Origin of the sequence: Mobilicoccus sp., from assembly GCF_032060985.1 — a bacterium.
Classification (GTDB): Bacteria; Actinomycetota; Actinomycetes; order Actinomycetales; family Dermatophilaceae; genus Mobilicoccus.
In genome coordinates this window covers 234,644-260,892 of record NZ_DAMBGD010000001.1, presented here as the reverse complement: position 1 = coordinate 260,892, position 26,249 = coordinate 234,644, and the positions used below count along the sequence as shown (strand labels likewise).

The 26,249-nt window shown below is 73.0% G+C and carries 24 protein-coding genes and 1 riboswitch; of the genes, 12 read left to right on the top strand and 12 right to left on the bottom strand.

The features are described 5' to 3' along the window. Positions 1–94: 94 nt before the first annotated feature. From infB to rimP, 4 genes are all read right to left on the bottom strand, one after another. Positions 95–3,142 carry a translation initiation factor IF-2 gene (gene infB, locus RT054_RS01135; RefSeq protein ID WP_313021681.1) on the bottom strand — a complete coding sequence of 1,016 codons (3,048 nt, stop codon included), beginning with the start codon at positions 3,140–3,142 and terminating at the stop codon, positions 95–97. Between the two features lie 172 nt (positions 3,143–3,314). Continuing rightward, positions 3,315–3,683 carry a YlxR family protein gene (locus tag RT054_RS01130; protein WP_286956788.1) on the bottom strand — a complete coding sequence of 123 codons (369 nt, stop codon included), beginning with the start codon at positions 3,681–3,683 and terminating at the stop codon, positions 3,315–3,317. 1 nt (position 3,684) lies between these two features. Next, positions 3,685–4,740, bottom strand: coding sequence for a transcription termination factor NusA (nusA, locus tag RT054_RS01125; RefSeq protein ID WP_313021679.1), 1,056 nt, complete (start codon positions 4,738–4,740; stop codon positions 3,685–3,687). Beyond that, on the bottom strand, positions 4,740–5,474 hold the full coding sequence (gene rimP / locus RT054_RS01120) for a hypothetical protein (protein WP_313021677.1): 735 nt from the start codon (positions 5,472–5,474) through the stop codon (positions 4,740–4,742). The genes nusA and rimP overlap by 1 nt, the downstream gene beginning before the upstream one ends. A 207-nt stretch (positions 5,475–5,681) precedes the next feature. Here rimP and RT054_RS01115 point away from each other — a divergent pair, with 207 nt between their 5' ends. From RT054_RS01115 to RT054_RS01095, 5 genes are all read left to right on the top strand, one after another. Then, positions 5,682–6,884 (top strand): hypothetical protein, encoded by a 1,203-nt coding sequence (locus tag RT054_RS01115; RefSeq protein ID WP_313021676.1) that lies wholly within the window; start codon positions 5,682–5,684, stop codon positions 6,882–6,884. Between the two features lie 291 nt (positions 6,885–7,175). Continuing rightward, positions 7,176–7,841, top strand: coding sequence for a hypothetical protein (locus RT054_RS01110; protein ID WP_312719559.1), 666 nt, complete (start codon positions 7,176–7,178; stop codon positions 7,839–7,841). Positions 7,842–7,896: 55 nt separating this feature from the next. Beyond that, the gene (locus RT054_RS01105; protein WP_312719560.1) at positions 7,897–8,511 is read left to right on the top strand and encodes a copper chaperone PCu(A)C; all 615 of its coding nucleotides are present in this window, start codon (positions 7,897–7,899) and stop codon (positions 8,509–8,511) included. Then, a complete protein-coding gene (locus RT054_RS01100; protein ID WP_313021675.1) occupies positions 8,508–9,797 on the top strand; it encodes a Dyp-type peroxidase in 1,290 nt (429 codons plus the stop codon). Before RT054_RS01105 ends, RT054_RS01100 begins: the two co-directional genes overlap by 4 nt. A gap of 88 nt (positions 9,798–9,885) precedes the next feature. Then, positions 9,886–10,902, top strand: coding sequence for an aminoglycoside phosphotransferase family protein (locus tag RT054_RS01095; protein ID WP_313021673.1), 1,017 nt, complete (start codon positions 9,886–9,888; stop codon positions 10,900–10,902). Positions 10,903–10,938: 36 nt separating this feature from the next. Here the strand turns inward: RT054_RS01095 and RT054_RS01090 are convergent, their stop codons facing one another. Then, positions 10,939–11,796 (bottom strand): ATP-binding cassette domain-containing protein, encoded by an 858-nt coding sequence (locus tag RT054_RS01090; protein WP_313021672.1) that lies wholly within the window; start codon positions 11,794–11,796, stop codon positions 10,939–10,941. Continuing rightward, positions 11,793–12,614 (bottom strand): cobalt ECF transporter T component CbiQ, encoded by an 822-nt coding sequence (gene cbiQ, locus RT054_RS01085; protein WP_313021669.1) that lies wholly within the window; start codon positions 12,612–12,614, stop codon positions 11,793–11,795. Before cbiQ ends, RT054_RS01090 begins: the two co-directional genes overlap by 4 nt. A gap of 56 nt (positions 12,615–12,670) precedes the next feature. On the opposite strand from cbiQ, the gene RT054_RS01080 reads away from it, so the two are divergent. Further along, the gene (locus tag RT054_RS01080) at positions 12,671–12,958 is read left to right on the top strand and encodes a hypothetical protein (protein ID WP_312719570.1); all 288 of its coding nucleotides are present in this window, start codon (positions 12,671–12,673) and stop codon (positions 12,956–12,958) included. Positions 12,959–13,050: 92 nt separating this feature from the next. On the opposite strand, the gene RT054_RS01075 is transcribed toward RT054_RS01080, so the two are convergent. Both RT054_RS01075 and RT054_RS01070 read right to left on the bottom strand, forming a co-directional pair. Next, on the bottom strand, positions 13,051–13,386 hold the full coding sequence (locus tag RT054_RS01075; protein ID WP_312719572.1) for an energy-coupling factor ABC transporter substrate-binding protein: 336 nt from the start codon (positions 13,384–13,386) through the stop codon (positions 13,051–13,053). Further along, positions 13,383–14,141 carry an energy-coupling factor ABC transporter permease gene (locus RT054_RS01070; RefSeq protein WP_312719574.1) on the bottom strand — a complete coding sequence of 253 codons (759 nt, stop codon included), beginning with the start codon at positions 14,139–14,141 and terminating at the stop codon, positions 13,383–13,385. Before RT054_RS01070 ends, RT054_RS01075 begins: the two co-directional genes overlap by 4 nt. A gap of 23 nt (positions 14,142–14,164) precedes the next feature. Next, a riboswitch (cobalamin riboswitch) is annotated at positions 14,165–14,293 on the bottom strand. A 124-nt stretch (positions 14,294–14,417) separates the two neighbouring features. Between RT054_RS01070 and tpx the strand changes: the two genes are divergently transcribed. From tpx to RT054_RS01040, 6 genes are all read left to right on the top strand, one after another. Continuing rightward, positions 14,418–14,915 carry a thiol peroxidase gene (gene tpx, locus RT054_RS01065; RefSeq protein ID WP_312719576.1) on the top strand — a complete coding sequence of 166 codons (498 nt, stop codon included), beginning with the start codon at positions 14,418–14,420 and terminating at the stop codon, positions 14,913–14,915. Positions 14,916–15,089: 174 nt separating this feature from the next. After that, positions 15,090–17,267: a thioredoxin domain-containing protein gene (locus RT054_RS01060; RefSeq protein ID WP_313021663.1), complete on the top strand. Its 2,178-nt coding sequence runs from the start codon at positions 15,090–15,092 to the stop codon at positions 17,265–17,267. 291 nt (positions 17,268–17,558) lie between these two features. Then, positions 17,559–18,932 carry an extracellular solute-binding protein gene (locus RT054_RS01055; RefSeq protein ID WP_313021662.1) on the top strand — a complete coding sequence of 458 codons (1,374 nt, stop codon included), beginning with the start codon at positions 17,559–17,561 and terminating at the stop codon, positions 18,930–18,932. Positions 18,933–19,020: 88 nt separating this feature from the next. Continuing rightward, positions 19,021–19,839: a sugar ABC transporter permease gene (locus RT054_RS01050; RefSeq protein ID WP_313021661.1), complete on the top strand. Its 819-nt coding sequence runs from the start codon at positions 19,021–19,023 to the stop codon at positions 19,837–19,839. Continuing rightward, positions 19,836–20,657, top strand: a complete 822-nt coding sequence (locus RT054_RS01045; RefSeq protein WP_312719582.1) for a carbohydrate ABC transporter permease — start codon at positions 19,836–19,838, stop codon at positions 20,655–20,657. The genes RT054_RS01050 and RT054_RS01045 overlap by 4 nt, the downstream gene beginning before the upstream one ends. A gap of 165 nt (positions 20,658–20,822) precedes the next feature. Beyond that, entirely contained in the window at positions 20,823–21,314 is a 492-nt protein-coding gene (locus RT054_RS01040) for an NAD(P)H-dependent oxidoreductase (RefSeq protein ID WP_312719583.1), read from the top strand. Between the two features lie 34 nt (positions 21,315–21,348). On the opposite strand, the gene RT054_RS01035 is transcribed toward RT054_RS01040, so the two are convergent. From RT054_RS01035 to ispG, 4 genes are all read right to left on the bottom strand, one after another. Further along, positions 21,349–22,164 carry a sulfite exporter TauE/SafE family protein gene (locus tag RT054_RS01035; RefSeq protein ID WP_396837181.1) on the bottom strand — a complete coding sequence of 272 codons (816 nt, stop codon included), beginning with the start codon at positions 22,162–22,164 and terminating at the stop codon, positions 21,349–21,351. A 113-nt stretch (positions 22,165–22,277) separates the two neighbouring features. Then, the gene (locus tag RT054_RS01030) at positions 22,278–24,056 is read right to left on the bottom strand and encodes a proline--tRNA ligase (protein ID WP_313021823.1); all 1,779 of its coding nucleotides are present in this window, start codon (positions 24,054–24,056) and stop codon (positions 22,278–22,280) included. 86 nt (positions 24,057–24,142) lie between these two features. After that, the gene (locus tag RT054_RS01025) at positions 24,143–25,042 is read right to left on the bottom strand and encodes a GNAT family N-acetyltransferase (protein WP_313021660.1); all 900 of its coding nucleotides are present in this window, start codon (positions 25,040–25,042) and stop codon (positions 24,143–24,145) included. Then, positions 25,032–26,219, bottom strand: coding sequence for a flavodoxin-dependent (E)-4-hydroxy-3-methylbut-2-enyl-diphosphate synthase (gene ispG, locus RT054_RS01020; protein ID WP_312718336.1), 1,188 nt, complete (start codon positions 26,217–26,219; stop codon positions 25,032–25,034). Before ispG ends, RT054_RS01025 begins: the two co-directional genes overlap by 11 nt. Positions 26,220–26,249 lie beyond the last annotated feature (30 nt).

The following is a 26,249-nucleotide window of genomic DNA, read 5'->3' as shown; positions in this document are numbered from 1 at the left end:
AGGTCGTGCGGCCCCGGGGTGCGCGGTCCTGCGCCCGACGCCGACGGCCGGGCCGGAGGGCGAACCCTCCGACCCGGCCGTCGTCGACACGTCGTCAGCTGCGCGGCTTCTCGCGCATCTCGTACGTCGTGATGAGGTCCTCCAGCTGGAGGTCGTTGAACGAGCCGAGGTTGATACCGCACTCGTAGCCCTCGCGGACCTCGGTGACGTCGTCCTTGAACCGGCGCAGACCGGCGACCTCGATGTTCTCGGCCACGACGACCCCGTTGCGGGTGATGCGGGCCTTGGAACCGCGGCGGATCTCGCCCGAGCGCACGATCGAACCGGCGATGTTGCCGAACTTGGAGCTGCGGAAGATCTCGCGGATCTCCGCCGAACCCAGCTCGTGCTCCTCGTACTCCGGCTTGAGCATGCCCTTGAGCGCGGCCTCGATCTCCTCGATGGCCTGGTAGATCACCGAGTAGTACCGGATCTCGACGCCCTCACGCTCGGCCACCTCGGCGTTCTGCCCCTCGGCGCGCACGTTGAAGCCGATGATGACGGCGTTCGACGCGGCGGCGAGGTTGATGTTGTTGAGCGTGATCGCACCGACGCCACGGTCGATGATGCGCAGGTCGACCTCGTCGCCGACGTCGATCTGCAGCAGCGCGTCCTCCAGCGCCTCGACCGAACCCGACACGTCACCCTTGAGGATGAGGTTGAGGGTGTCGACCTTGCCGGCGGCGAGAGCCTCGTTGAGGTCCTCGAGGCTGATGCGCTTGCGGGCCTTGGCGAGCGAGGCCTGACGGTCCGCCGCCTCGCGCTTCTCGGCGATCTGACGGGCCGTGCGGTCGTCCGGAGCCACGATGAACGTGTCACCGGCACGCGGCACGCTCGAGAGACCGAGCACCTGCACCGGACGCGACGGCAACGCCACGTCGAGGTTGTTGCCGTGCTCGTCGAGCATCGCCCGCACACGACCGTGGGCCGAGCCGGCGACGATCGAGTCACCGACGCACAGCGTTCCGGAGGTGACGAGCACCGTCGCCGTCGCACCGCGACCACGGTCGAGGTTGGCCTCGATCGCGACACCGCGGGCGTCCTTGTCGGGGTTGGCCCGCAGATCCAGCGCGGCGTCGGCCGTGAGCAGCACCGCCGACAGCAGGTCGTCGATGTTCTGGCCCTGCTTGGCCGACACGTCGACGAACATCGTCTCGCCGCCGTACTCCTCGGCGATGAGCCCGTACTCGGTGAGCTGGCCGCGCACCTTGGCCGGGTCGGCGCCCTCGACGTCGATCTTGTTGACCGCCACGACGATCGGCACGTCGGCCGCCTGGGCGTGGTTGAGCGCCTCGATCGTCTGCGGCATGACGCCGTCGTTGGCCGCGACGACGAGGATCGCGATGTCGGTCACCTTGGCACCACGGGCACGCATGGCGGTGAACGCCTCGTGACCCGGGGTGTCGATGAAGGTGATCGGCCGCTCGACGCCCTCGTGCTCCTTGACGATCTGGTAGGCACCGATGTGCTGGGTGATGCCCCCGGCCTCGCCCTCGATGACGTTGGCGTTGCGGACGGCGTCCAACAGTCGCGTCTTACCGTGGTCGACGTGACCCATGACGGTCACGACCGGCGGCCGCGGCTCGAGCATGCTGTCGTCCTCGGCCTCGGCCTCCGCCTCGGCCTCGAGGTCGATGTTGAACTGCTCGAACAGCTCACGCTCCTCGTCCTCGGGCGAGACGACCTGGATGTCGTAGCCCAACTCCTCGCCGAGGATCTTGAAGGTGTCCTCGTCGAGGGACTGCGTCGCCGTGGCCATCTCACCGAGGTGGAAGAGCACGGTGACGAGCGCGGCCGGGTTGGCGTTGATCTTGTCGGCGAAGTCGCTGAGCGAGGAGCCGCGACGCACCCGCACGACGGTGGAGCCGTTGCCACGGGGGACGACGACACCGCCGACGCTGGGCGCCTGCATCTCCTCGAACTCGCGACGCTTCGCGCGCTTGCTCTTGCGACCGCGGACCGGACGACCGCCTCCGCGGCCGAACGCGCCCTGGGTACCGCCGCGACCACCGGGGCCACGACCGCCGCCACCGCCGGGACGACCGCCCCAGCCGCCACCGCCGCCACCACCGGGACGACCACCGCCACCGGCGCCGGGGCGACCGCCACCGGGACGCTGACCCGGACGGCCGACCGACGTGCGGTCCGGCATCATGCCGGGGTTCGGACGCGGAGCACCGCCGGGACCGGGGCGCGGGCCACCGGTTCCGCCCGGACGCGGGCCGGGACGGGCACCCGCCGCGGCACCGCCACCGGCGGCACCACCCGGACGGGGACCGGGACGAGGACCACCGGAGCCGCCCGGACGGGGCATGCCCTGGCTGGCCGCGAAGGGGTTGTTGCCGGGACGGGGCGGACCACCCGCGTCACGGCCGTCACGGCCCTCACGGCCTTCACGACCGTCACGGCCACCGCGACCCATGCCCTGGCTCGGGGCGAACGGGTTGTTGCCCGGGCGCGGGCCGGGGCGAGGACCACCCTGACGGGCACCGCCACCGCCACGGGGGCCGGGCTTCTCGGCCGAGCGCTCGGCCGCGGGGGCCGAGGGGGTCGGACGCGGACCGGGGGTGGCCCCGGGCTTGGGCGCCGGCGAGGCCGGGGCGGGAGCAGGCGTGGCCTGCGCCGCCGGGGCGCTGGGAGTGGGCGCTGCGGGACGCGGAGCGGGGGTGCTCGGCTCCGGAGCCGCGGCGGGCTCGGGCGTGGGCGCCGGGGTGGGCGCGGGCGCACCGGGCTTGGGGGCGGCTCCCGGCTTGGGAGCGGCACCCGGCTTGGGTGCGGCGGCGCCCGGCTTGGGGGCGGATCCCGGCTTGGGGGCCGCGCCCGGCTTGGGTGCCGCGGCGCCCGGCTTGGGGGCGGCACCGGGCTTGGGCGTCGCGCCCGGCTTGGGGGTGGCGCCCGGCTTGGGCGCCCCCGAGGACGGGGCTCCCCCGCCGCCGCCCGCCTGGGACGCGTCGAAGGACTCACGGACCCGGCGCACGACCGGGGCCTCGATGGTGGAACTGGCGGAGCGGACGAACTCGCCCTTCTCCTTCAAGTGATTCAGCAGTGTCTTGCTCTCGACTCCGAGCTCCTTGGCGAGCTCGTAGACCCGGACCTTGGCCACGTTTCTCCTCTATCTGCCGGCCCGGGGGGAGTCCTCGGACCGGCGTCAGTGCTGGGCGTTGCTCATTGGTGAGTACTCATCGGTGACTCATCAGCGTCTAACCCGCTTCCGGTTTCCATGCGTACGTCATCGACACCGCGTCGATGACCTGTGCCGGGGTGGACCGCCGTCGCTACCGGCGTGACTCCCGTTCGTCGTGCTCGTCCTCGATGACGCTCACGTACGTGCGCACCTGCTCGAGGTTCGTTCCCGCCGTGAGACGGAGGGCGCGCCCGAAGGCCCGTCTCCGTTCCGCCTGCGCCAGACACGCGGTGGTGGGATGGATCCACGCACCACGCCCGGGCAGGCGACCCGCCGGGTCGGGCACCAGCATCACCGTCTGCGATGACGGGGACGTCGGCGCCGAAGCGACGAGCCGCAACAGGGACGACCGTTGGTCCCGACGGCGGCATCCGAGACACGTCCGCACCGGTGCGCGAGCACCCTGTGGCGAGGTCGTGGAACCCGGACCGGCCGACGCCGGAGTCACGGTTTCGCTCATTCTACCCTGCCGACTCCGAGCTGGACGAGCGGTCCGGAGCCTGGGCGGACTGGCGGCCCTGCGGCCGTGCGGCCTCGGTGTCGGCGTCGGAGTGGATGTCGATCCGCCAGCCGGTGAGCTTGGCGGCGAGGCGGGCGTTCTGGCCCTCCTTGCCGATCGCGAGGGACAGCTGGTAGTCGGGGACGACCACGCGTGCGGCGCGCAGGGCCGGGTCGACGATCTGCACCGAGCTCACCTTGGCCGGGGAGAGCGCGGCGGCGACGAACTGGGCCGGGTCGGGAGACCAGTCGACGATGTCGACCTTCTCGCCTCGCAGCTCGGTCGTCACCGACCGGGCCCGCTGACCCATCGGGCCGATGCAGGCGCCCTTGGCGTTGACCCCGGGCACGTCGCTGTGGACCGCGATCTTCGTGCGGTGCCCGGCCTCGCGGGCGAGGCCCTCGATCTTGACGGTCCCGTCGGCGATCTCCGGCACCTCGAGCGCGAACAGCTCCCGCACGAGGCCGGGGTGCGTGCGCGACAGCCCGATCTGCGGCCCCTTGAAGCCGCGCTTGACGCTCACGACGTAGCAGCGGATGCGCTCGCCGTGGACGTACTTCTCCCCGGGCACCTGCTCGGCCTGCGGCAGGATGCCCTCGACCGTGCCGAGGTCGACGAGCACGTTGCGCCCCTGGCTCTGCTGGATGACGCCGGTGACGACGGCGCCCTCCTTGTCGCGGAAGTCGCCGAGGACGGACTCGTCCTCGAGGTCACGCATCCGCTGGACGATCACCTGACGCGCCGTCGAGGCCGCGACCCGACCGAAACCCTCGGGGGTGTCGTCGAACTCGGGCCCGGGCTCGCCGCGGGTGCCGTCCTCGAGAAGCGGCGGATCCTCCCGCGCCCAGACGATGACGTGCCCCGTCTTGCGGTCGAGGTCCACCCGGGCACGCTTGTACGCGCCCTCGGTGCGCTGATAGGCGAGCAGCAGCGCCTGCTCGATCGCCGGGATGATCACCGTCATCGGGATCTCCCGCTCACGCTCCAGCAACCGCAACGCGGCCATGTCGATGTCCATCAGTCCTCCTGGTCGTCGAAGTGGTCGCCGTCGCGCTCGTCGCCGTCGCCCTCGTCCGCGAGGAGTGCCTCGTCGACGCGGCCGAACTCGACCTGCACGTCGCCGCGGGCGATCCTGGCGAGGGGGTAGGAGCGCGGCTCGTTCTCGGCGGCGGAACCTCCTGCCGCCTTGGCCTTGGCGCCCTTGGGCCGGCCGCCCTGGTCGGCGTCACCGCCCTCGGGACGGAGCCACACGAGGTCGGCGCCGGCCGCGAGGAGACGTCCGGTGACGCGCTGCCCCGCGCCGTCTCCGTCCCCCTCGAGGGTGAGGCGGACGAGTCGGCCGACGTTGCGTCGGAAGTGGCGCGACACCGTGAGGGGCCGACCGACGCCCGGCGAGGTGACCTCGAGGGTGTACGGCGCGCTGCCGAGGGCGTCGGAGTCGTCGAGGACCTCGCTGATCGCACGGGTCGCCTCGGCGACGGCGTCGAGGTCCACCGCAGGCACCGGGGCCTGCGCGGGGATGCCGTCGTTCCCGCTGCGCTCGTCGTGCCCGCTGCGCTCGTCGTTCCCGCTGCGCTCCGACGGGTCCGGACGCAGCGGCGGCACGTCGCCGAGGTCGCGGTCGACGGTGATGCGGACGACGCGGCGCTTGCCCGCGGGCGTGACCGTGACGTCCTCGACCAGGAGGCCCAGTGCCCTCACGGCCCCGGAGACCGCGTCCTCGACGCGGCGCGCGACGGGCGACTCACCCATGCCACACCTCCCGTGTTCTCGTGTGCGTTCCTCGTGCTGCGGCCCGTGACCCGCGAGGGGGCCGGTGTCGCAGCGCCACTCTAGGCGACGTCGGGGACGGGTCGCGCCGCAGAGGACCGTGCACGCCGGGCGTCCCCCCGGTCGGGCGAGCGGGTGGGGACGGATCCACGCGTGCCGACTCCTCGCCGACCCTGCGATGATGGCGGGGTGGGGACGAAGGGGCAGGTCGGGGTGACGCGCCGGGCCGTGCTCGTCGCGGCGGGCGTGATGCCGCTCGCGGCGTGCGGCATCCGGTTCGAGTCCGATGCCCCGTCCTTCCTGCCGACCCCGTCCCCCGATCCGGCGGGGCCGCCGATCCTCGCCGAACGCGTCCGCGTCGCCGACGTCCTGGCGGCGCTCCCCGGCGCACCCGCGGCGCTGCAGGAGCGGCTCCGTCCCGTCCACACCGCTCAGCTCGGGGCCCTCGACCGCGCCCTCGGCGCCCTCGACCCGCCCGTCTCCCCGACGGACGGGACGTCGCCACCCGTCGGCGCCACGGGGGCGCCGAGCTCCGCAGGGCCCTCGGGCACGTCGGGACTCGCGGGCCTGTCCGCGGCCGAGTCCGCCGCGCTCGATCCCCAGGGTCTCGCCGACCTCGACGCGATCGTGCCCCGCGCGGCGCGCCTCGTCGTCGCGAGCCATGCGCAACGCCTCGTGCTGCTCGAACTCGTCGCCGACGCCGGGGCGCGCATCCCCGCGACCCCCCGCCTGCCGTGGCACGCCGCCTCTGCCGACATCGCCCGCGGGCTCGTCGGCGACCTTCGCAGCGCCGCCTACGGACTGGAGGTGGCCGCCGCGCACCTCGACGGCGGACGCCGCCGGATCGTCCTCGCCTGCCTCGGGGTCTTCCGCGACGCGGAGACCCACCTCGGCCCCCTCGTCCCCGACCTCGCTCCTCGGCCCCTCGGGTACGCCCTGCCCCGCCCCGTCGCCACCGCCGAGGACGCCCTCGCCCTCACGACGGGGCTCCTCGAGAGGTTCGTCGGGGGCTGCCTCGCCACCGCCACCCCCACGGCGGTCGCGCGACGCGACGCCGACCGATCAGGGCGGAGCGAGACCTCCGAGGCAGCCGCGTCGACGTCCGGCCCCGACGGCGTGACCGGAGGAGCCGCGGGAGCGCGCACCGACGGGGGACCAGGCGCGGGACCGGACGCGACGCCGGGCCTCGGGACGGACGGCCGCGGCGCTCCGCCTCCCACGACTCCCGCGGACGCGGCGACACTCGTTCGCCTCACCCGGATCGCCGAGCTCACCCGACTGCGATGCGGCGGACCGCTGCGTCCCCTGCCGGGGCTGGCTCCCCCGCCCGCCGCCGTGCCACCGACGTCACCCCTGTCCCCCGCGTCACCGGCATCGCCCCCCGCTCCCTGACCGGCGTTCCCACGCCGCCGTTCCCGCACGCTGCTCCGCACCGACGACCCCTCCCCTCCCGCCGACGCGGCCGCGCCGCCATGGGACCCGAGGCGACCGGGCCGGGGCCGACCGGAGGCGACGGGCCGTCCCGGAGCACCCCTCGCGGCCACGGGCGGGCGGCGTCGGGACGAGCGCGCCGCGAGAGGAGGCGCGAGAGGCCGGGCATGTCTCGCGACGCCCGTCCGCACACGCCCCCGGGGCGAGAGGCGAGGGGCCGGGATCCCGCCGACGCCCGATAGGCTCGGCCGCATGACCGACCTCCGACGCTGTGCCTGGACCGCGGCCGCGGTCGTGGGGCTGTCGTGGTCCGGTCACGTGCTCGGTGGGGGATCGCCCCCCTCGCCCGTGGCGACACTCCTCGTCGCCGTTCTCGGGATGGTCTTCGCGGCGCTGCTGACGAACGCACGCCGCCCCCTGCCTCCGGCGACGCTCACCGTGCTGCTCGGTGCGTTCCAGATGCTCGCGCACGGGGTGTTCCACGTGGTGGCGGGGCCGGGCCGCGTGGTCCTCGACGCCCAGGCGCACCACGGCGTCCACGTGGGCCACGCCGCGGGGGTCTCCGCGGCCGGGGTCTCCGAAGCCGCGGTCGCCCAGACGGCCACCGCCGCGACCCATCTGTCGGCCCATCCCGCGGCTCACGCCGCGGCAGACGTGGCGACCCACACGCATGCGATGGGGCTGTCGCCGCTCATGCTCACGAGTCACCTGCTCGTCACCGTGGTGCTCGCGTGGGCGCTCGGCCCGGGACTGCGGCAGGTGCGTGAGCTCGTCCGGCGCGCCACGCCCGTCACACCCGTCCTGAGGCCGCTCCCCCTGCGGCCGCCTTCGTTCGTCCTCCCGCCGGTCACCCGTTCCCGTGACGTCGTGGCGGCGGTGGGTCTGCGTGGTCCCCCGGCGTATCAGCTCGCCGCCTGAACCACCCCAGACCCCCGGCCTTCCCGGCCATGAATCGAAGGAAGCACGAATCCCCATGTCCCGTACCGTTCCCCTGCTGCTCGCCGTCGCCCTCCTGGGCCTGTCCGCGTGCGGCGACGACACCGGCGCCGCCCCCGAGGCGACGGCCCCCGCGACGACGAGCGGCTCCTCGACGGGTCCCGTCACCGTCACCGACGCCTGGGTCAAGGCCAAGCCCGACCTCGGCGCCATGTCGATGACCGGCGTCTTCGCGGTCCTCAAGAACACGACGAACGCCCCGGTCGTCATCACCGGCGCCGAGAACTCCGCCTCGCCCGTCACCGAACTCCACGAGACGGTGACCAAGGACGGCCGGCCCGCGATGCAGAAGGTCGAGGGCGGTTTCACGCTCGAGCCCGGCGCCACGCGCGAACTGCGCCCCGGTGGGGACCACATCATGCTCATGCAGATGTCGACGCCCCTGAACCCCGGCGACGTCGTCACGGTCACCCTCACCACCCAGGACGGTCAGAAGATCCCGTTCGAGGCCGTGGCGAAGACCTTCACCGGCGGTGACGAGAAGTACCACTCCGGCTCGCCCACCAGCGGATCGAGCATGCCCGGTCACGACATGTCGGGCACCCCGATGCCCGGGATGAGCGAGACCCCCACGGCGCCGGCCTCGTCATGACCGAGGGCACGCCGACATCTCCTCGACTGTCGCGCCGTGCCCTGCTCGGCGGCGGCGCCGTCCTCGCGGGCACCGCCCTCGGGGGCGGCGTCGTCGGCCACGCCGTCGGCGCCGGTCAGCCCACCGGCGCCGGAGCCGGTCCGACGACGATGCCGGGCACCGACGGCGTCGCGGGCCCGGGAGCGGCCGGGCGGCCGGGCACCTCGGCGGTGGCCGGCACCGCCACCGAGCCCTTCTGGGGCGAGCACCAGGCCGGGATCGCGACCCCGCACCAGGCCCACGGGGTGTTCCTCGGTCTGGACCTCGCCGACGGCGCGGACGCCGCCTCGGTGACCTCGATGCTTCGCATGCTCACCGACGACGCCGCTCGGCTCACCTCGGGCCGGGGGCCGCTCGGAGCGGTGGACGCCGAGTTGGCGAGCACCCCGGCCCGACTCACGATCACGTTCGGGTTCGGCGCCGGGCTGTTCGACGCGATCGGCAGGCCCGAGGCCTGCCCGCCCTTCGTCCGGCGGATGCCCGCGTTCACCACCGACGAGCTCGACCGCCGATGGGGGCCGACGGATCTGCTGGTGCAGGTCTGTTCCGAGGACCCGATGACCCTCACGTTCGCGCAGCGCCGTCTCCTCCGTGACGCCGGTGACTTCGCCGCGCTCCGGTGGGCCCAGCGGGGGTTCCTCCCCGCGCGGGGGACCGAGCCCGAGGGCACGACGCCACGCAACCTCATGGGCATGCGCGACGGGACGGCGAACGAGTCCGATCCGGCGCAGGTGGCCGAGGTGCTGTGGAACGACGGGCGCGCCCTGCCCTGGCTCGCCGGGGGCAGCCAGCTCGTCCTGCGACGCATCCGCATCGACATGGCGACGTGGGACGACCTCGACCTCGACGTCAAGGAACTCGCGTTCGGTCGACGGGTCGCCGACGGGTCCCCGCTCAACGGCACCGTCGAGTCGGACTCGGTCGACCGTGAGGCCAAGGACGCGCAGGGGTTCACGATCATCGCGCCCCAGGCCCACGCCGCCCGGGCCCAGGCGCGCACGGGCGCGGAGCGGATGATCCGGCGGCCCTACAACTACGCGATCGACACGGCGAAGGGCGCGGAGGAGGGACTCCTCTTCGCGGCCTACCAGGCGGACATCGGCACGGCCTTCGTCCCGGTGCAGAAGCGGCTCGCCGAACTCGACGCCCTCAACACCTGGACGACCCACATCGGCTCGGCGAGCTACGCCGTCCCGCCCGGTGCCGCGCAGGGCTCGTTCATCGGCGACACCCTCCTTCGCACCTGAGCTCACCGCCCCTCCCCCGGACCGATGACGTCATCCGATGTTTGGGTCCGGGGCCGGGCGGGGTGCGGGGTGTGGGACAGTGCTCGGCATGCCCGACGACGTGACGATCCCGGCCGAGTTCGTCCGCCTCGTCGCGGGGCGGGCCCCCGAGCCGGAGATCTCCGGCGACGACTGGTTGCGGTCGCTGCCGGGCCTCGTGCGCGGTGCCCTCGCCCGCTGGGAGCTGACGCCGGACGGACCCACGCGGCACGGCCGGTGCGCGGTCGTCGTGCCCGTCCGCCTGCCGGACCGCACACCTGCCGCGCTCAAGGTCGGGTGGCCGCACGCGGAGTCGCGTCACGAACACCTCGCCCTGCGCGCCTGGGGCGGGGACGGCGCGGTGGAGCTGCTCGCCGCCGACCCGAACCGCTCGACCCTGCTGCTCGCACGCCTCGACGCCGACCGGAGCCTCGCCGGCCTCGACGTCGAGGAGGCCTGCGAGGTCCTCGGCACGCTGCTGCGCCGACTCGACAGGCCGGCGCTCCCGCAGATCCCGCGTCTGTCGGGATGGGCCCAGCGCCGCACCGCGTTCGACTCCCCCGCCGCCGCCCGGGTTCCGCGGCGCTTCACCCAGCAGGCCCGGTCGACGGCCCGTGACCTCCTCCAGGACGAGGGCGTCGACGCGCGGCTCGTCCATACCGATCTCCACGATGGGAACGTGCTCGCGGGTCTGGGCTCGCTCACGGGTTCGGGTCCGGGCTCGGGCGCCGCGTCCGGCACACCGGCAGGCATGCCGTCGGCCCTGTCCGCGGGCGCCGGCCCGGACGCGACGACGCGCGAGGGCGAGTGGACCGCGATCGATCCCAAGCCGATGTCGGCGGAACCGGCCTTCGGGGTGTGGCCGGCGTTGCACAACCGGTGGGACGAACTCGGTCGGGAGGTCGCCTGGGGGGTGCACTCCCGGCTCGGCTGGATCTGCGAGGCGGCGGGCATCGACGAGGATCGGGCCCGCGGCTGGGCGCTCGTGCGCACGGTCGTCGACGCGGTCGGCGCCGCCGCATCCGAGGATGCCGAACGCCTCACGGCCCGCATCACCCTCGCCAAGGCCCTCGCCCAGCGCTGGTGAGGCACCATCGCCCTCACCCCACGGCGACGCCGCCCCTCACCCCGCGGGCTGGTTGTCGTGCGCGGGAGTGTGGCGCCCGCGCAGACGGTCGGCGATCCCGTCGATGTCGCGCAGCGGCGCGGCGTCGGCGTCGCGGGTGAGGCCCACACGCGCCGCGAGGTCGAGCACCCACGGACGCCGGAGTCGCGCGGCCGCAAGCAGATCGCCGCGGTCGAGGACGTCGACGGGGTCCCCCTGGACGACGCGACCCTCGAGGACGATCGCGCAGTCGTGCGCCCACGCGAGCGCGAGGTCGACGTCGTGGGTGGCGAGGACGACGGTCGTGTCGTGCTCCTCGAGCCGGGTGAGCGCCGCGAACATCTCGTCGACCCCGGCGGGGTCGAGCCCGGCGGTGGGTTCGTCGAGCAACAGCAGGCACGGGCGCATGGCGACCGCTCCCGCGATCGCGGCGCGTTTGCGCTGTCCGTAGGAGAGCTGGTGGACGGGCCGGTCGGCGAGGTCGGTGAGCCCGAGAAGATCGAGGGCGTCGTCGACCCGTTCGGCCGTCTCGGCCGTCGACAACCCGAGGTTGAGCGGCCCGAAGCTCACGTCGCGGCGCACGTCCGCGGAGAACAGCTGGTCGTCGGGGTCCTGGAGCACGAGCTGGACGTTCTGGCGGTGGTGGCGCAGCCCGCGGCGACCGTAGGTGACCGGCTTCTCGTCGAGCAGCACCCGCCCGGCCTGCGGCTGCAACGCCCCCGACAGACAGCGGAGCAGCGTCGTCTTGCCGGAGCCGTTCGCCCCGAGCAGCGCGATGCGGGTGCCGCCCGCGATCGCGAGATCGGCGCCCGCGAGGACCGGGATGTCGTCATACCCGAACACGACCCCCTCGGCGCGGAGGGACTGGTGACTCATGAGACTCCTCCGGGGACGAGGGCGGCGAGCGGTCCGCCGGGAACGGCAAGGGACGAAGCGGCGAGGGACGTCGTGCCCAGAGACGTCACGACGATGACCGCGACGAGCATCACCGACGCCGCGACGAAGCGCGGCGAGGCATGTCGAGGGGGATCGAGGGTGGGCAGGGCGTCGACGTACCCGCGACCGGCCAGGCCGTCCTCCATCCTGCGGGCCCGTGACCAGGCCCGCGCGAGGGTGCCCGCCATGAGCGTCGACGCCGAGCGCATCGCCGCCTGACGGGAGGCGGAGCCCAGCCGCGCCTCCTGGGCCTCCCGGATGCTGCGGACCGACTCGAGGAGGACGAACACCATGCGGTACACGAGCGAGGCGACCTCGACCAGCGGGTCGGGGACGTGGGCACGCCGCAGCGAGGCGAGCAGATCGATCATGGGGGTCGTCGTCGCCAAGAGGAACATCGCGAGCGCGCCGGCGGTGGCCCGGACGAACAGTCCTCCCGCAGTGGGGAGCATCTGCGGCGCGAGTCCGATCGTCGGTCCGCCGTCCCAGCCCACGGTGAGCAGGACGCTCACCGCACCGACGAGGACGAACACGAGCGGCGCCACGAGACATCGGAGAAGGAGCCGCGGCCGCACCCGTGCGGGCCCGAGCATGAGCACGAGCGCCGCGACACCGGCGAGGGCACCGCCGGGCAGCGGCGGCAGCAGGACGGCGCAGCCGAGCAGTCCGAGGGAGAGGACGGCCTTGTCGAGGACGCGTCGCGTGCGCCACGGGCTCGACCAGGCCGCATCGTCGAGCGCGAGGCCGCGCGCCGTCACGACTCCCCCGCCCTCGCCGCGGGACTCGCGTCCACGCCGACTCCCGTGGTCACACCGTGGGGACGACGACGCACCCTGACGATCGCGCCCGCCGCGCCCTCGACGCGGGTGGTGCGGCGCACCTGCGGGTGGTCGAGGCGAACGATCTGGCCGTCGCCCTCGACCGCCGCGACGGATGCGTCGACGGCGGACACGTGGACGAGGACGAGGAACTCGGCCTGCGGGAGATCCGCATGACCCGCGGGGCGCGGGAGCGCACGTCGCGCGGCATGACCGCGGAGCCGACGAGCGGCGGTCGCGGGCCAGGGCTCGGCCCCTCCCCCGTGGCGAGGGAGGGGCCGTGAGCGGTCACAGAACACGAGAATAGCCAGGTCGCAAGCCGATCGGCTCGATCCGGGTCGACAACGACGTCCGGACGCATGCATTGGGTGACGGATCACCTGGCAGCGTCGGCGAGCGGAGCGTCGGCGGTCTCGCCCTCCGACCGACGGCGCCCCTGAAGCCGGCCGACGCAGTACCCGAGGGCGATCCCGCCGAGGGCGGCCTGCGCGGCGAAGAGTCCGGACTCCAGCTCACCGGACCCGAGCTCGACCACGGGGTGGAACCACGGGGTCACGCCGTCCTCGTCGAGGACCTCGGTGACCTGGGCATCGGTGCCGCCGAAGGTCTCCTCGGCGTCGGGAGCCTGGCGCAGGCCGCCGAGGTAGAACGACAGCGCGAGCACCGCGGCGATCGCGAGGAGCAGGCCGACGGTGACGGTGTGCTTCCTCATCGGGCCACCTCCGTGGTGGTCGTGCCGGTTGCGCCGGCGGTGTCGGCCGTAGGCGCCGAGTCGGACGTCGTGGCCGAGGGCGTCGGAGTCGTGGGCCAGGGTGCGCGGAGCACGCCGAGACGGATCAACTCCGGTCGCGCGACGTCACGCAGGAGGCGGAACACGAGGACGGTGAGGAACCCCTCGACGATGGCGAGCGGGATCTGCGTGATCGCGAAGATCGACAGGAACTTCACCGCGGCGCCGGCGAAACCGGAGGTGGCGTCGGGGTAGGCGATCGCGAGCTGCAGGGAGGTCATGCAGTAGGTCGAGAGGTCGGCGAGGGTGGCGGCGCCGAAGATCGCGACCGACGTGCCGAAGCGACGCAGCAGACACCACGTGCCGTAGGCGACCCAGGGGCCGACGATGCCCATGGAGAACACGTTGGCGCCGAGGGTCGTGATGCCGCCGTGGGCGAGCAACAACGCCTGGAACAACAGGACGACCGTGCAGAGGAACGCCATGACCGGAGGTCGGAAGAGGACGGCGCCGAGGCCGGTGCCGGTCGGGTGGCTGGAGCTGCCGCTCACCGAGGGCAGCTTGATGGCCGACAGGACGAACGTGAACGCGCCCGCGGCGCCGAGCAGCAGGCGGCTCCCGGGATCGTCCCGGACCTGACGGATGACGGCGCGGCCACCATGGATGACGAACGGGGCCGACGCGACCGCCCAGGCGGCGGCATGGAGTGGGGGGAGGTACCCCTCGGCGATGTGCATGTGGTTCTCCTTCGGGGATGACGCGTCCCCATCGGGCCGTCGGCGAGTGTCTGACTCGGGCCCGCGGGGGCCCTCACAGTGGCGCGACCGTGCCGGATTCGAACCGGCTTCCTCACCTGACGGCGGAGTGTGCTGACCCGGCGAGTATGACACCCCGCCGCGACCGCCCCCAGGGGCGGGGACGACGGGATCGACGAGACGCCCGCGCCTCTCCGACGTCTCCGCGCCCGGCCCTCCCCACCGCTGTGGACCGGCCTCCCGTGTTAGACAGGCCTCATGGCTACGACTGCACTCAAGGGCAACCCCGTCCAGACCTCCGGCGAACTTCCCGGCATCGGCGGCCGCGCGCCGGGCTTCACCCTCACCGGTACCGACCTCTCCGACCTCACCGCCAGCGAGCTCGAGGGCCGCCGCGTCGTCCTCAACATCTTCCCCAGCGTCGACACGGGCGTCTGCGCCCAGAGCGTGCGCACGTTCAACGAGCGGGCCACCGACCTCGACGGCACCACGGTCGTGTGCGTCTCGGCCGACCTCCCGTTCGCCCTGGCCCGCTTCTGCGGCGCCGAGGGCATCGAGAACGTCACCGCGGCCAGCACCTTCCGCAGCGACTTCGGCCGCACCTACGGCGTCCAGATGGTCGACGGGCCGTTCCGCGGCCTGCTCGCCCGCGCGGTCGTCGTGCTCGACGAGGAGGGCAAGGTCCTCTACACCGAGCTCGTCCCCGAGATCGGCCAGGAGCCCGACTACGACGCCGCGATCGCCGCGCTGTCCTGACCCCACCACCCGCGCGCGACGGGGGCCGATCACGACGACCGTGGTCGGCCCCCGTCGTCGTCGCGTGGCCCGTCACGTGATCGGCCCGCCCCGCCCGCCCGCCGGATCGCCCCCTCGCCACTCGGGCGTCGTCGCCGCTCACACGCTGTCGGTCGCGCGTCCTACCGTGGGCCCATGACGAACCGACTCGCCGACGCCTCGAGCCCCTACCTGCGTCAGCACGCGCACAACCCGGTCGACTGGTGGCCCTGGTGCGAGGAGGCGCTCACCGAGGCACGCGAGCGCGACGTCCCGATCCTCCTGTCGGTCGGATACGCGGCGTGTCACTGGTGCCACGTCATGGCGCACGAGGTGTTCGAGGACGCGGAGGTCGGCGCGGCGCTGCGGGAGGGGTTCGTCGCGATCAAGGTCGACCGGGAGGAACGCCCCGACCTCGACTCCGTGTACATGTCGGCGACCATCGCGCTCACCGGGCGCGGCGGATGGCCGATGACCTGCCTGCTCACCCCCGACGGTCGGCCGTTCTTCGCCGCGACCTACATCCCCCGGCCCCAGTTCCTCCACCTTCTCGCGAGCGCGTCGGAGGCGTGGACCGATCGCCGCGCCGAGGTGGAGGACTCCGCCGACCGCATCGCCGAGGCCCTGCGCGCCCAGGTCGAGGCGCAGGCCAACCTCGCCCCGGTGCTGGACGACGGGACGGGTGCCGTCGACCGAACCGTCGGCGGCGTCGTCACCGGCGTCGAGGGCCCCGGAGCGACGCCCGGGTCGGTGCTCGACGCGGCGCTCGACGCCGCCGAGGAGCGGGCCGCCTCGACGTTCGACTGGGCCCGAGGCGGGTTCGGCACGGCCCCCAAGTTCCCGCCGTCGATGGTGCTCTCGTGGCTGCTGCGCCACCATGACCGCACGGGGACGCCGCGCGCGCTGCAGATGGTGGAGTCCACGTGCGAGGCCATGGCTCGCGGAGGCCTGTACGACCAGCTCGCGGGCGGGTTCGCGCGGTACTCCACCGATGCGGACTGGATCGTGCCCCACTTCGAGAAGATGCTCTACGACAACGCGCTGCTGCTCTCGGTGTACGCCGACTGGTACCGGGTGAGCGGGTCCCCGCTGGCCGAGCGCGTCACCCGGGAGACCGCCGAGTTCCTCCTCCGCGACCTGCGGACCCCCGAGGGCGCGTTCGCCTCGGCGCTCGACGCCGACACCCCGATCACCCCGGTCACTTCGGCCACCCCGACCACCCCGGTCACTCCGGACACGGCGGGGGCGGTGGGGGGCGATGGGGCCGACAGGTCGCACGGGGGCTCGTCGTCCATCGGTGTCGAGGGCGCGACGTACGTGTGGACCCCGGCGCAACTCGTCGAGGTACTCGGCGAGGAGGACGGCGCGAGCGCCGCGCTGCTCCTGGAGGTCACCGAGCTCGGAACGTTCGAGCGGGGCACCTCGGTGCTCCAACGCCGCGTCGACGCCGACCCGGCGTGGTGGCGGTCGGTGCGGGACCGGCTGTGGCGGGCTCGCGACGCCCGGCCTCAGCCGTCGCGCGACGACAAGATCGTCACCGCCTGGAACGGTCTCGCGATCGCGGCGCTCGCCGACGCCGGAACCGCGCTCGGCGAGCATCGGTTCATCGACGCCGCCGCGAACTGCGCCGAGTTCGTCGTCGGCACCCACCTCGTCGACGGGCGATGCCGCCGCACGTCCCGAGCCGGCGTCGTCGGTGAGGCGCTCGGCGTCGCCGAGGATCACGGCAACCTCGCCCACGGCCTCGTCCGGTTGCACGCCGCCACCGGCCGACCGGTGTGGCTGGAGGTGGCCGGTGCGCTGCTCGACGTCGCGGTCGATCTGTTCGACGCCCCCGACGGCGGTTTCCACGACACCGGGAACGACGCCGAGCGCCTGCTCCTGCGGCCCCGCAGCGACAGCGACGACGCCGAACCGTGCGGTCTCTCCTCCCTCTCCCGCGCGCTGCTCGAGTACGGCGCCTACGCAGGCTCGACGGCGCACCTCGACCGGGCGCGGATCGCCCTCGACGTCGGCTGTCGGGTCGCGCTCCGCACCCCGACGTTCGGCGGGTGGACCCTGGCCGCCGCCGAACTCGTCGCCGCAGGCCCCCTCACGGTCGCGATCACCTCTCCGCCGGGCGAGGAGGCCGACGTCACCGGTCTCGTCTCCGCCTCCGCCCGCCACCCGCGGGCCTTCGTGCTCGTCGGGGCGCCGGACTCCGCGCCGCTGCTCACCGACCGCCCCGCGCGCCACGGCGTCCCCACGGCCTACGTCTGTCGCGGCACCGTCTGCGACGCCCCGCTCACCCGCGTCGAGCAGCTCGAGGAGGCGATCGCCACCCCCGCACCGTGACCCCGCCGCGACGACACCCCCGGGAGGCCGGGTCCCGGCCGCCCACCTCCATCCGCTCCCGGTCCGCCGCGTCCCCTCCTCCCCATCTGCGCCCCTTCGGGGAGTACGGTCACGACACGATCGACCCGATCGACGCGAGGGCGCCACGACACCACCCGTCGATCCCGTCGTTCCCGTCGTTCCCGTCGATCCCGGCCGGCCCCACGTCGGCGACGGGAGAGCCGTCACCCGCACCGAGCCGTCACCCCGGAGGTCCGTCCGATCCCCCGGAGCACACCGACAGGAGTCCCCATGAGCCGCCCGTTCGCCCGTCTCGTCGCCGTCGCCGGCATCGGTTGTCTCGCCCTGTCCGCCTGCGCGCCGGGGTCCAACACGGCGGGTGCGCCGCCGGAGAACACTCAGACCGGCACCGTGGGCCGGGACCCGGCCTCGCTCGGCGACGTGACCCTCACCGTGTGGGACCAGGAGGTCCGCGGCGGTCAGGCCGCCCAGATCACCAAGCTCAACGACGCGTTCCAGAAGAAGTACCCGAACATCAAGCTGCAGCGCGTCTCGCGGTCGTTCGACGACCTCAACAAGACGATCAAGCTCGCCCTCTCCGGCGACAACCCGCCGGACGTGTTCCAGACCAACAACGGTCGCGCCGACATGGGCACGTTCGTCAAGGGCCGGCTCATCCTCCCGCTCGACCGGTACGCGCAGGCCTACGGGTGGGACCAGCGCTACCCCGAGTCGGTGCGTCAATACTCGAGCTACTCCCCCGACGGCGCCACCTTCGGGCGAGGCTCCCTCTACGGCCTCCCGCAGGTCGGTGAGGTGGTCGGCGTCTACGTCAACAAGAAGCACCTGCAGGAGGCCGGACTGTCGACCCCCAAGACCTGGGAGGAGTTCGAGGCCGGCCTCGCCACGCTCAAGTCCAAGCGCCCGAACGAGGCGCCGCTCGTCCTCGGCAACCTCGACAAGTGGCCCGCCGTCCACGTGTTCGGCCCCGTCCAGGCACAGCACGTCGCCCCCGACACCATCCGACGCCTCGGGTTCGGGCAGCGCGGCGGCTCGTGGCAGACGCCCGAGAACACCGCGGCCGCACAGAACCTCGTCGAGTGGGTGGACAAGGGCTACATCGACGCCAAGGCCAACGGGCTCGGCTACGACCCCGCGTGGCAGTCGTTCGGCAAGGGCACCGGCACCTACCTCATGGCCGGCACCTGGCTCGCTCCGGACCTGTCCACGGCGATGAAGGACGACGTGACGTTCATCCTGCCGCCGCCCTCGGCCGCGGCCGGCGGCAAGGTCGTCTCCACCGGCGGCACCGGCATCCCGTGGGCGATCTCGGCGAAGAGCAAGAACCCCGACGCCGCGGCGGCGTACATCGACTTCATCACGAACTCCCAGGCGATGAAGGTCCTCGCCGAGACCGGTAACCTGCCCGTCGTCGAGACCGCGTCGCAGAAGGCGCCCGACGCCCTCACCCAGGACGTGTTCACGGCGTTCGGCACGGTCGTCGACGAGAACGGTCTCGTGCCCTACCTCGACTATGCGACCCCCACGATGGGCGACACGCTCGGTGCCGCACTGCAGGACCTCATCGCGGGCAGGAAGAACCCCGCGCAGTTCCTCGAGACGGTGCAGAAGGATTACGGGGTCTACACGGAGAAGCACGGCTGACATGGCCGCGAGCGTGCCCGCGGGCGCGGCGGCGTCGGGGTCCGGGACGCGGCGTCACCGCCCAGGACCCCCGGGCGAGCCTCGGGCAGTGGGGTGGCTGTACGTGCTGCCCGCCCTGCTCGTCTACGGCGCGTTCCTGCTCGCCCCCCTCGGCCGGGCGGTCCAGATCTCGCTGTACGACTGGGACGGCCTCACCCTCGGCACGTTCGTGGGGCTGCAGAACTACGTCGACCTCGTCGCCGACGAGGAGCTGCGGGGGGCGTTCGTCAACGCCCTGATCCTCATGGTCTTCTTCGCCGTGATCCCGGTCATCCTCGGGCTCGCGCTGGCCTCGGTCCTGGCCCGGGCCAAGGTCGCCGGGCTCGGGTTCTTCCGCACGGTGATCTTCCTGCCGCAGGTGGTCGCGATGGTCGTCATCGCCGTCGCCTGGCGGCGGATCTACGACCCGGCCAACGGGTTCCCGCCGCTGCAGGGCTGGCTCGGCGACTACACCCTGGCGCTGCCGGCGATCGGCCTCGTCGGCACCTGGTTCGAGATCGGGCTCGTCACCGTGCTGCTGCTCTCCGGGATGGGCCGCATTCCCGGCGAGCTGTACGAGGCGGCCCGCCTCGACGGTGCCGGGCCGGTCCGTGAGTTCCTCGCGGTCACGCTGCCGAGCGTTCGCGGCGAGATCGCCGTCGCGCTCACCCTCACGATCATCGCGGCGCTCAAGACCTTCGACCTCGTGTACATGACCACCCAGGGCGGACCCGGCACGAGCACCCTCGTGCCGTCCTACGCGGTGTACGACCGGGCGTTCCAGACCGCGCAGGTGGGGTCGGCCGCCGCCATCGGCGTCGTGCTCACGGCGCTCATCTTCGTGATCACCTTCGTCGTCAACCGCATCGGCGATCGGAGCACGACATGAGGGTCTCACCGGCGGAGAAGATCGCCAACTACGTGCTCCTCGTCGCGTTCGCCGCGTTCGCGCTCGCCCCGATCCTGTCGATCGTCGTCGCCGCGCTGGGGCCGCCCGACACCGGAGAGCAGACCGCGAGCCTGCTGGGAGTGCATCCGGGCAACTTCGCCGAGGCCTGGCGCATCGGCCACTTCGGCACCTACCTGCGCACGAGCCTCCTCGTCTCGGTGATCGTCGTGCTCGTGAGCGTCGTGCTCTCGATCATGGCGGGGTACGCGTTGGGCGCACTACGGTTCCGTGGCGCCGGGGTCGTGCTCTCCCTCTTCCTCCTCGGCATGATGATGCCGAACGAGGTCGTCGTCGTGCCGCTGTACTTCGACCTGCGCGCCCTGCACCTCACCGACACGCTGTGGGCCGTCGTGCTCCCCCAGATCGCCCAGTCCGTCGCCTTCGGCACGTACTGGATGCGCGCCTACTTCCGCTCCGCCAACCGGTCGGTGGTGGAGGCCGCGCGACTCGACGGCGCCGGGCACTGGCGCACGCTGTGGCTCATCCTCGTGCCGCTCGCCCGACCCGCGATCGTCACGCTCACCGTGCTGGTGTTCATGTGGACGTGGAACGAGTTCCTCATCCCGCTGGTCATGGTCACCGCGGAGTCGCTGCGCACCGCCCCGCTCGGCCTCGCGTTCTTCCAGGGTCAGTACACGCAGGGCTTCACGCTCCTCGCCGCGGGAGCCTGCATCGTCGCCACCCCCGTGGTGCTGCTCTACGTGTTCCTCCAACGTCACTTCATCGCCGGGATGCTCGAAGGAGCCGTGCGTGAGTAGGTGACGACCCCTCATGTCGATCGGTCTCCCGGGCCGCCGACAGCGGGGGCGCTGCTCCGCGATCGCCGTGTCGCGCGATGAGCCACCCCGGCCGGTGCCCCACCGGGGCGGCTCTCCCGCCGTCTGGTGCTGCGGGCCGGGAGGGGGCCGCCCTAGGCTGGGGTGATGGCTCGACTCCTCGTGGTACATCACTCGCCGTCGTCGTCGATGTCGGCGCTCACCCAGGCCGTGCTCGCCGGAGCGCAGGACGAGTCGATCGAGGGGGTCGAGGTCCTCGACCGGCCTGCGCTCGAGGCGAGCGCCGAGGACGTCCTCGCCGCCGACGGCATCCTGCTCGGCACCCCGGCGAACTTCGGGTACATGTCCGGCGCACTCAAGCACTTCTTCGACTCGACGTTCCTGCAGGTCGGCGGCGCACTCGGCGACGACGGGTCCGGCGCCCCGGACGACGGCGGCCGCGAGACGATCCCCTTCGGCCTCTACGTGCACGGGCGCTACGACGTCACCGGCGCGGTGCGGGCGGTGACCTCGATCGTCGGGGCGCTGCCGTGGCGACAGGCCGCGGACGTGCTCGAGTGCCTCGGTGACGTCGCCGACGAGGACCGCGACCGTGCCTATGAGCTCGGCGGCACGCTCGCCGCGCTCCTCATGCCCTGACCCGGCCCTCAGTCCACGGCGACGACGACACGACTCACCACAGGTGCACCATCTGACCGCCGAGTCGCACGATGAACGCGAACACGACGACGAGGAGCACCAGACGCACGAACGACGGGCCGAGCGTCACGGCGCTGCGGGCACCGAGGTAGCCACCGAGCACGTTGGCGGCCCCCATGAGCAGCCCGAGTCGCCACATCACGGCCCCCTGCGGCACGAACACGACGAGCGCGGCGAGGTTGGTCGCGACGTTGGCGATCTTGGCGAGACCACTCGCCTGCACGAACGCGAAGCCGCACACGGCGACGAGCGCGACGACGAAGAACGACCCCGTCCCCGGCCCGAGCGCGCCGTCGTAGAACCCGATGACCACCCCGATGAGCCCGGCCGCCCCGAGGTGGCGGCGTCCGGTGAAGCGCATCTGCTGCACCTGCCCGATGCTCGGACGCAGCAGCGTCCAGGCGCCGACGACGACGAGCACGACGAGGATGATCGGCGTGAAGGCCTCCTTGTGGAGGAACGACGCGACGAACGCTCCGCCGCATGAGCCGGTGAACGCCGCGAGGGCGAGGGGAAGAGCCGTGCGCAGGTCGGGACGTACGTGCCGGGCGTAGGTCACCGCGCTCGTCGTCGTGCCGCAGATCGAGGCGAGCTTGTTCGTCGCGAGCAGGTGCACCGGCGCCGCACCGGGCACGAGCAGCAGCAACGACGGGAGTTGGATCAGTCCGCCGCCGCCGACGACCGCGTCGACCCACCCCGCGGCGAGTGCGGCGAGGACGAGCAGGAGCAGGACCCGCGGTCCGACGCCCGGCGCCGCCTCCCACCCCGCCTCGGGCAGGGCGGCGGGCAGGGTCGCCACGACGGCGGCGACGCCGGGTGGGGCGAGGGCGGCGAGGGCATCGAGCACGCGCCCGATTGTGCCCGCTGCGGGGTGGTGCCGCCGCAGCCGGACCCCGGCGGGTCTCAGGCCGACCGGACCTCGCGCACGATCTCCTCGATGACCGCGTCGAGCGCGACCTCGCGGCGGGTGTCGCTACGGCGGTCCTTGATCTCGACGACGCCGTCACCGAGTCCGCGTCCGACGACGACGATCGTGGGCACACCGATGATCTCGGCATCCTTGAACTTCACGCCGGGGCTCACCTTGGGACGGTCGTCGTAGAGCACCTCGATGCCCTGCTCCGAGAGCGAGGCGGCGATGCCGGCGGCGGCGTCGAAGATCGCGGAGTCCTTGCCGGTGGCGACGAGGTGCACGTCGGCGGGGCTCACGTTGCGCGGCCACACGAGTCCGGCGTCGTCGTGGTTGGCCTCGGCGATGGCGGCCACGGCGCGGCTCACGCCGATGCCGTAACTGCCCATCGTGACGGTGACGAGCTTGCCCGACTCGTCGAGAACCTTGAGCCCGAGCGCCTCGGCGTACTTGCGGCCGAGCTGGAAGATGTGGCCCATCTCGATGCCACGGTGGGTGCGCAGGACGCCCGCGCCGTCGGGGCTGGGGTCGCCGTCGCGGACCTCCGCGGCCTGGACGGTGCCGTCGGCGGTGAAGTCGCGGCCGAGGACGAGGTCGACGACGTGGACCCCGGGGCGGTTGGCGCCGGTGGCCCACGCGCTGCCCTCGGCGACGCTGGGGTCGAGCAGGTAGCGCACCCCGGTGCGCTCCTCCCCCTCACCGCGCAGGCCGAGGGCGGCCGGGCCGATGTAGCCACGGACGAGCTCGGGGTGGGCGGCGAAGTCGGCCTCGGTGGTCTCGTCGATCTCGGCGGGCGCGACCTGGGCCTCCAGGCGCTTGAGGTCGACCTGTCGGTCGCCGGGCAGTCCGACGACGAGCAGCTCGCGCGTGCCGTCGGGGTTGACGAGGGCGACGACGACGTTCTTGAGGGTGTCGCCCGCCTCCCAGGGACGCCCGTCCTCGCGGGGGCACGTCTCCTCGAGGACGGCGACGAGGGTCTCGATCGTCGGGGTGTCCGGCGTGTCGATCTCGCGGGCGGGGGGCGTGGCGGCGACGACGTCGGCGGGTACGGGCTCGGCCGTCGGGGTGACGACGGCCTCGACGTTGGCGGCGTACCCGGACTCCTCGCAGCGCACGAAGGTGTCCTCGCCGTCGTCGCTCACCGCGAGGAACTCCTCGCTCGCCGAGCCGCCCATCGCCCCCGAGGTGGCCTTGACGATGACGTAGTCGAACCCGAGCCGGTCGAACACGCGGATGTAGGCCTCGCGGTGACGCTGGTAAGCGGCCTCGAGCCCCGCGTCGTCGACGTCGAAGCTGTAGGAGTCCTTCATGACGAACTCGCGGCCCCGCAGGAGGCCGGCGCGGGGACGCGCCTCGTCGCGGTACTTGGTCTGGATCTGGTACAGCGACAGGGGCAGATCCTTGTAGCTGCTGTAGAGGTCCTTGACGGCGAGGGTGAACATCTCCTCGTGCGTCGGACCGAGCAGCATGTCGGCGCCCTTGCGGTCGACAAGGCGGAAGAGGTTGTCGCCGTAGTCGGTCCAACGACCGGTGGCCTCGTAGGGCTCGCGCGGCAGGAGCGCGGGGAAGCTCAGCTCCTGCGCCCCGATCGCGTCCATCTCCTCGCGCACGATGGTCTCCACCTTGCGCAGCACCCGCAGCCCGAGCGGCAGCCAGCTGTACACGCCGGGGGCCGCGCGCCGGATGTACCCGGCGCGGACGAGCAGCTTGTGCCCGGGGAGCTCGGCGTCCGCCGGGTCCTCCCGGAGCGTGCGGCAGAAGAGGCTGGACATGAGGGTGACGGACACGGGGTCTCCTTGCGCGGTCGAGATCACCGGTCAGCCTAGCGGGGCGGGCACCACACCGAGGACGCCGCGACTCAGAACAGGAGCGTGGCGAACCGGTCGATCTCCTCGAACCCGACGCGGCGGTAGGTCGCGAGCGCCGGGGCGTTGTACCCGTTGACGTACAGCGACACGAGAGGGGCGACGCGCCGTGCCTGGGCGACGACCGCGGCCATCGCCGGGGCGGCGAGACCCCGCCCCCGGAACTCGGGGTCGATCCACACGCCCTGGATCTGGCAGGCGCCGACGCCGACCGAGCCGATGTCGGCCTTGAACACGACACGGTCGTCGTCGATGCGCACGAACGAGTGCCCGCGACCCACGAGGGTGCCCACCGCCCGGCGGTAGTGATTCGCCCCGGCGGCGTCGCGGTAGGGCGGGTACCCGATCTCCTCGGTGAACATCGCCGCCGACGCGGGGACGAGCAGGTCGAGGTCGGCGGCGGTCGCCGGGACCACGAGAGGGTCGGGAGCGACACCGAGCGGGGCGTCCGGCGCGAGTTGCATGAGGGGTTGAGGCACGCGCAGGTCGAGCGGCTCACCCCAGAACGGGGCGAGGGCGTCCCACAGCCAGGCGACCTCCATCGCCTGCCCGAAGATCGAGGAGACCCGAGACCGGTGGCGACGCAGCTGGCCGGCGAACGCGACCGCGGCCGCTTCGTCGCACCCGACGGGCACGATGTTCGCCGAGACCCAGCAGATCGCCTCGATCCCGTCCTCGGGCGCGTACCCGAGCAGGGACCCGCGGGTGCGGTCGAGGTCGCCCTCGGCGAGGCGAGCGGCGACATAGACACCGACCGCGGGTCGGCGGGCGCACACCTCCAGGGCCCGCCCGCGGTCGGCCTCGCCGAGCGTGCGCACCGCGCGGCGCCCCCGACGCAGGCCGACCCCTCGCCTCACCAGGCGTCCGCCACGGGGGACGGGCTCAGTTGCCACCCACCGACACCGTGGGGCCGGTGGCACCCACGGCGGCGTCGGAATCGACCGGCTCGCCCATCTCCTCGGCGATGCGCATCGCCTCCTCGATGAGGGTCTCGACGATCGCACTCTCGGGCACGGTCTTGATGACCTCGCCCTTGACGAAGATCTGACCCTTGCCGTTGCCGGAGGCGACGCCGAGGTCGGCCTCGCGGGCCTCCCCCGGGCCGTTGACGACGCAGCCCATGACGGCGACGCGCAGCGGCACGGTCATCCCCTCGAGCCCCTGGGTGACCTGCTCGGCGAGGGTGTACACGTCGACCTGCGCGCGGCCGCAGCTCGGGCAGGAGACGATCTCGAGCTTGCGCGGCTTGAGGCCGAGGCTCTGGAGGATCTGATTGCCGACCTTGACCTCCTCGACCGGCGGCGCAGACAGCGAGACCCGGATCGTGTCACCGATGCCGCGCGAGAGCAGTGCGCCGAAGGCGACCGAGGACTTGATCGTGCCCTGGAACGCCGGGCCGGCCTCGGTGACCCCGAGGTGCAACGGCCAGTCGCCGCGCTCGCTCAGCATCTCGTAGGCCTTGACCATGACGACCGGGTCGTTGTGCTTGACGGAGATCTTGAAGTCGTGGAAGTCGTGCTCCTCGAACAGGCTCGCCTCCCACACCGCCGACTCGACGAGGGCCTCGGGGGTGGGGCCGCCGTACTTCGCGTACAGCCGCTTGTCGAGGGACCCGGCGTTGACGCCGATGCGGATGGAGACGCCGGCGTCCTTGGCCGCCCGGGCGATCTGCTTGACCTGGTCGTCGAAGGCCCGGATGTTGCCGGGGTTGACCCGGACGGCGGCGCACCCGGCGTCGATGGCCGCGTACACGTACTTGGGCTGGAAGTGGATGTCGGCGATGACCGGGATCTGGCTCCTGGCCGCGATCGCCGGCAGCGCGTCGGCGTCGTCCTGGCTCGGGCAGGCCACGCGCACGATGTCGCAGCCGGTGGCCGTGAGCTCGGCGATCTGCTGGAGCGTGGCGTTGACGTCGGTCGTCGGCGTCGTCGTCATCGACTGGACCGAGATCGGGGCGTCGCCTCCGACGTCCACCGACCCGACCTTGATCTTGCGGGTGGGGCGACGCGGTGCGATCACGGCCTGGCCGTCCGAACCCGCCACCCGGGGCATACCGAGGTTCACGCTCATACGTCCAGTATCCCCCACCCTCCTGGCCGA

What these genes read in the sequence shown, in the direction of transcription:
- RT054_RS01130 (WP_286956788.1), bottom strand. Translation starts at nt 3,683, where the DNA reads ATGAGCGAAACCGTGACTCCGGCGTCGGCCGGTCCGGGTTCCACGACC.
- nusA (WP_313021679.1), bottom strand. Translation starts at nt 4,740, where the DNA reads ATGGACATCGACATGGCCGCGTTGCGGTTGCTGGAGCGTGAGCGGGAG.
- rimP (WP_313021677.1), bottom strand. Translation starts at nt 5,474, where the DNA reads ATGGGTGAGTCGCCCGTCGCGCGCCGCGTCGAGGACGCGGTCTCCGGG.
- RT054_RS01110 (WP_312719559.1), top strand. Translation starts at nt 7,176, where the DNA reads ATGACCGACCTCCGACGCTGTGCCTGGACCGCGGCCGCGGTCGTGGGG.
- RT054_RS01105 (WP_312719560.1), top strand. Translation starts at nt 7,897, where the DNA reads ATGTCCCGTACCGTTCCCCTGCTGCTCGCCGTCGCCCTCCTGGGCCTG.
- RT054_RS01100 (WP_313021675.1), top strand. Translation starts at nt 8,508, where the DNA reads ATGACCGAGGGCACGCCGACATCTCCTCGACTGTCGCGCCGTGCCCTG.
- RT054_RS01095 (WP_313021673.1), top strand. Translation starts at nt 9,886, where the DNA reads ATGCCCGACGACGTGACGATCCCGGCCGAGTTCGTCCGCCTCGTCGCG.
- RT054_RS01090 (WP_313021672.1), bottom strand. Translation starts at nt 11,796, where the DNA reads ATGAGTCACCAGTCCCTCCGCGCCGAGGGGGTCGTGTTCGGGTATGAC.
- RT054_RS01075 (WP_312719572.1), bottom strand. Translation starts at nt 13,386, where the DNA reads ATGAGGAAGCACACCGTCACCGTCGGCCTGCTCCTCGCGATCGCCGCG.
- RT054_RS01070 (WP_312719574.1), bottom strand. Translation starts at nt 14,141, where the DNA reads ATGCACATCGCCGAGGGGTACCTCCCCCCACTCCATGCCGCCGCCTGG.
- tpx (WP_312719576.1), top strand. Translation starts at nt 14,418, where the DNA reads ATGGCTACGACTGCACTCAAGGGCAACCCCGTCCAGACCTCCGGCGAA.
- RT054_RS01060 (WP_313021663.1), top strand. Translation starts at nt 15,090, where the DNA reads ATGACGAACCGACTCGCCGACGCCTCGAGCCCCTACCTGCGTCAGCAC.
- RT054_RS01055 (WP_313021662.1), top strand. Translation starts at nt 17,559, where the DNA reads ATGAGCCGCCCGTTCGCCCGTCTCGTCGCCGTCGCCGGCATCGGTTGT.
- RT054_RS01045 (WP_312719582.1), top strand. Translation starts at nt 19,836, where the DNA reads ATGAGGGTCTCACCGGCGGAGAAGATCGCCAACTACGTGCTCCTCGTC.
- RT054_RS01040 (WP_312719583.1), top strand. Translation starts at nt 20,823, where the DNA reads ATGGCTCGACTCCTCGTGGTACATCACTCGCCGTCGTCGTCGATGTCG.
- RT054_RS01030 (WP_313021823.1), bottom strand. Translation starts at nt 24,056, where the DNA reads ATGTCCAGCCTCTTCTGCCGCACGCTCCGGGAGGACCCGGCGGACGCC.
- ispG (WP_312718336.1), bottom strand. Translation starts at nt 26,219, where the DNA reads ATGAGCGTGAACCTCGGTATGCCCCGGGTGGCGGGTTCGGACGGCCAG.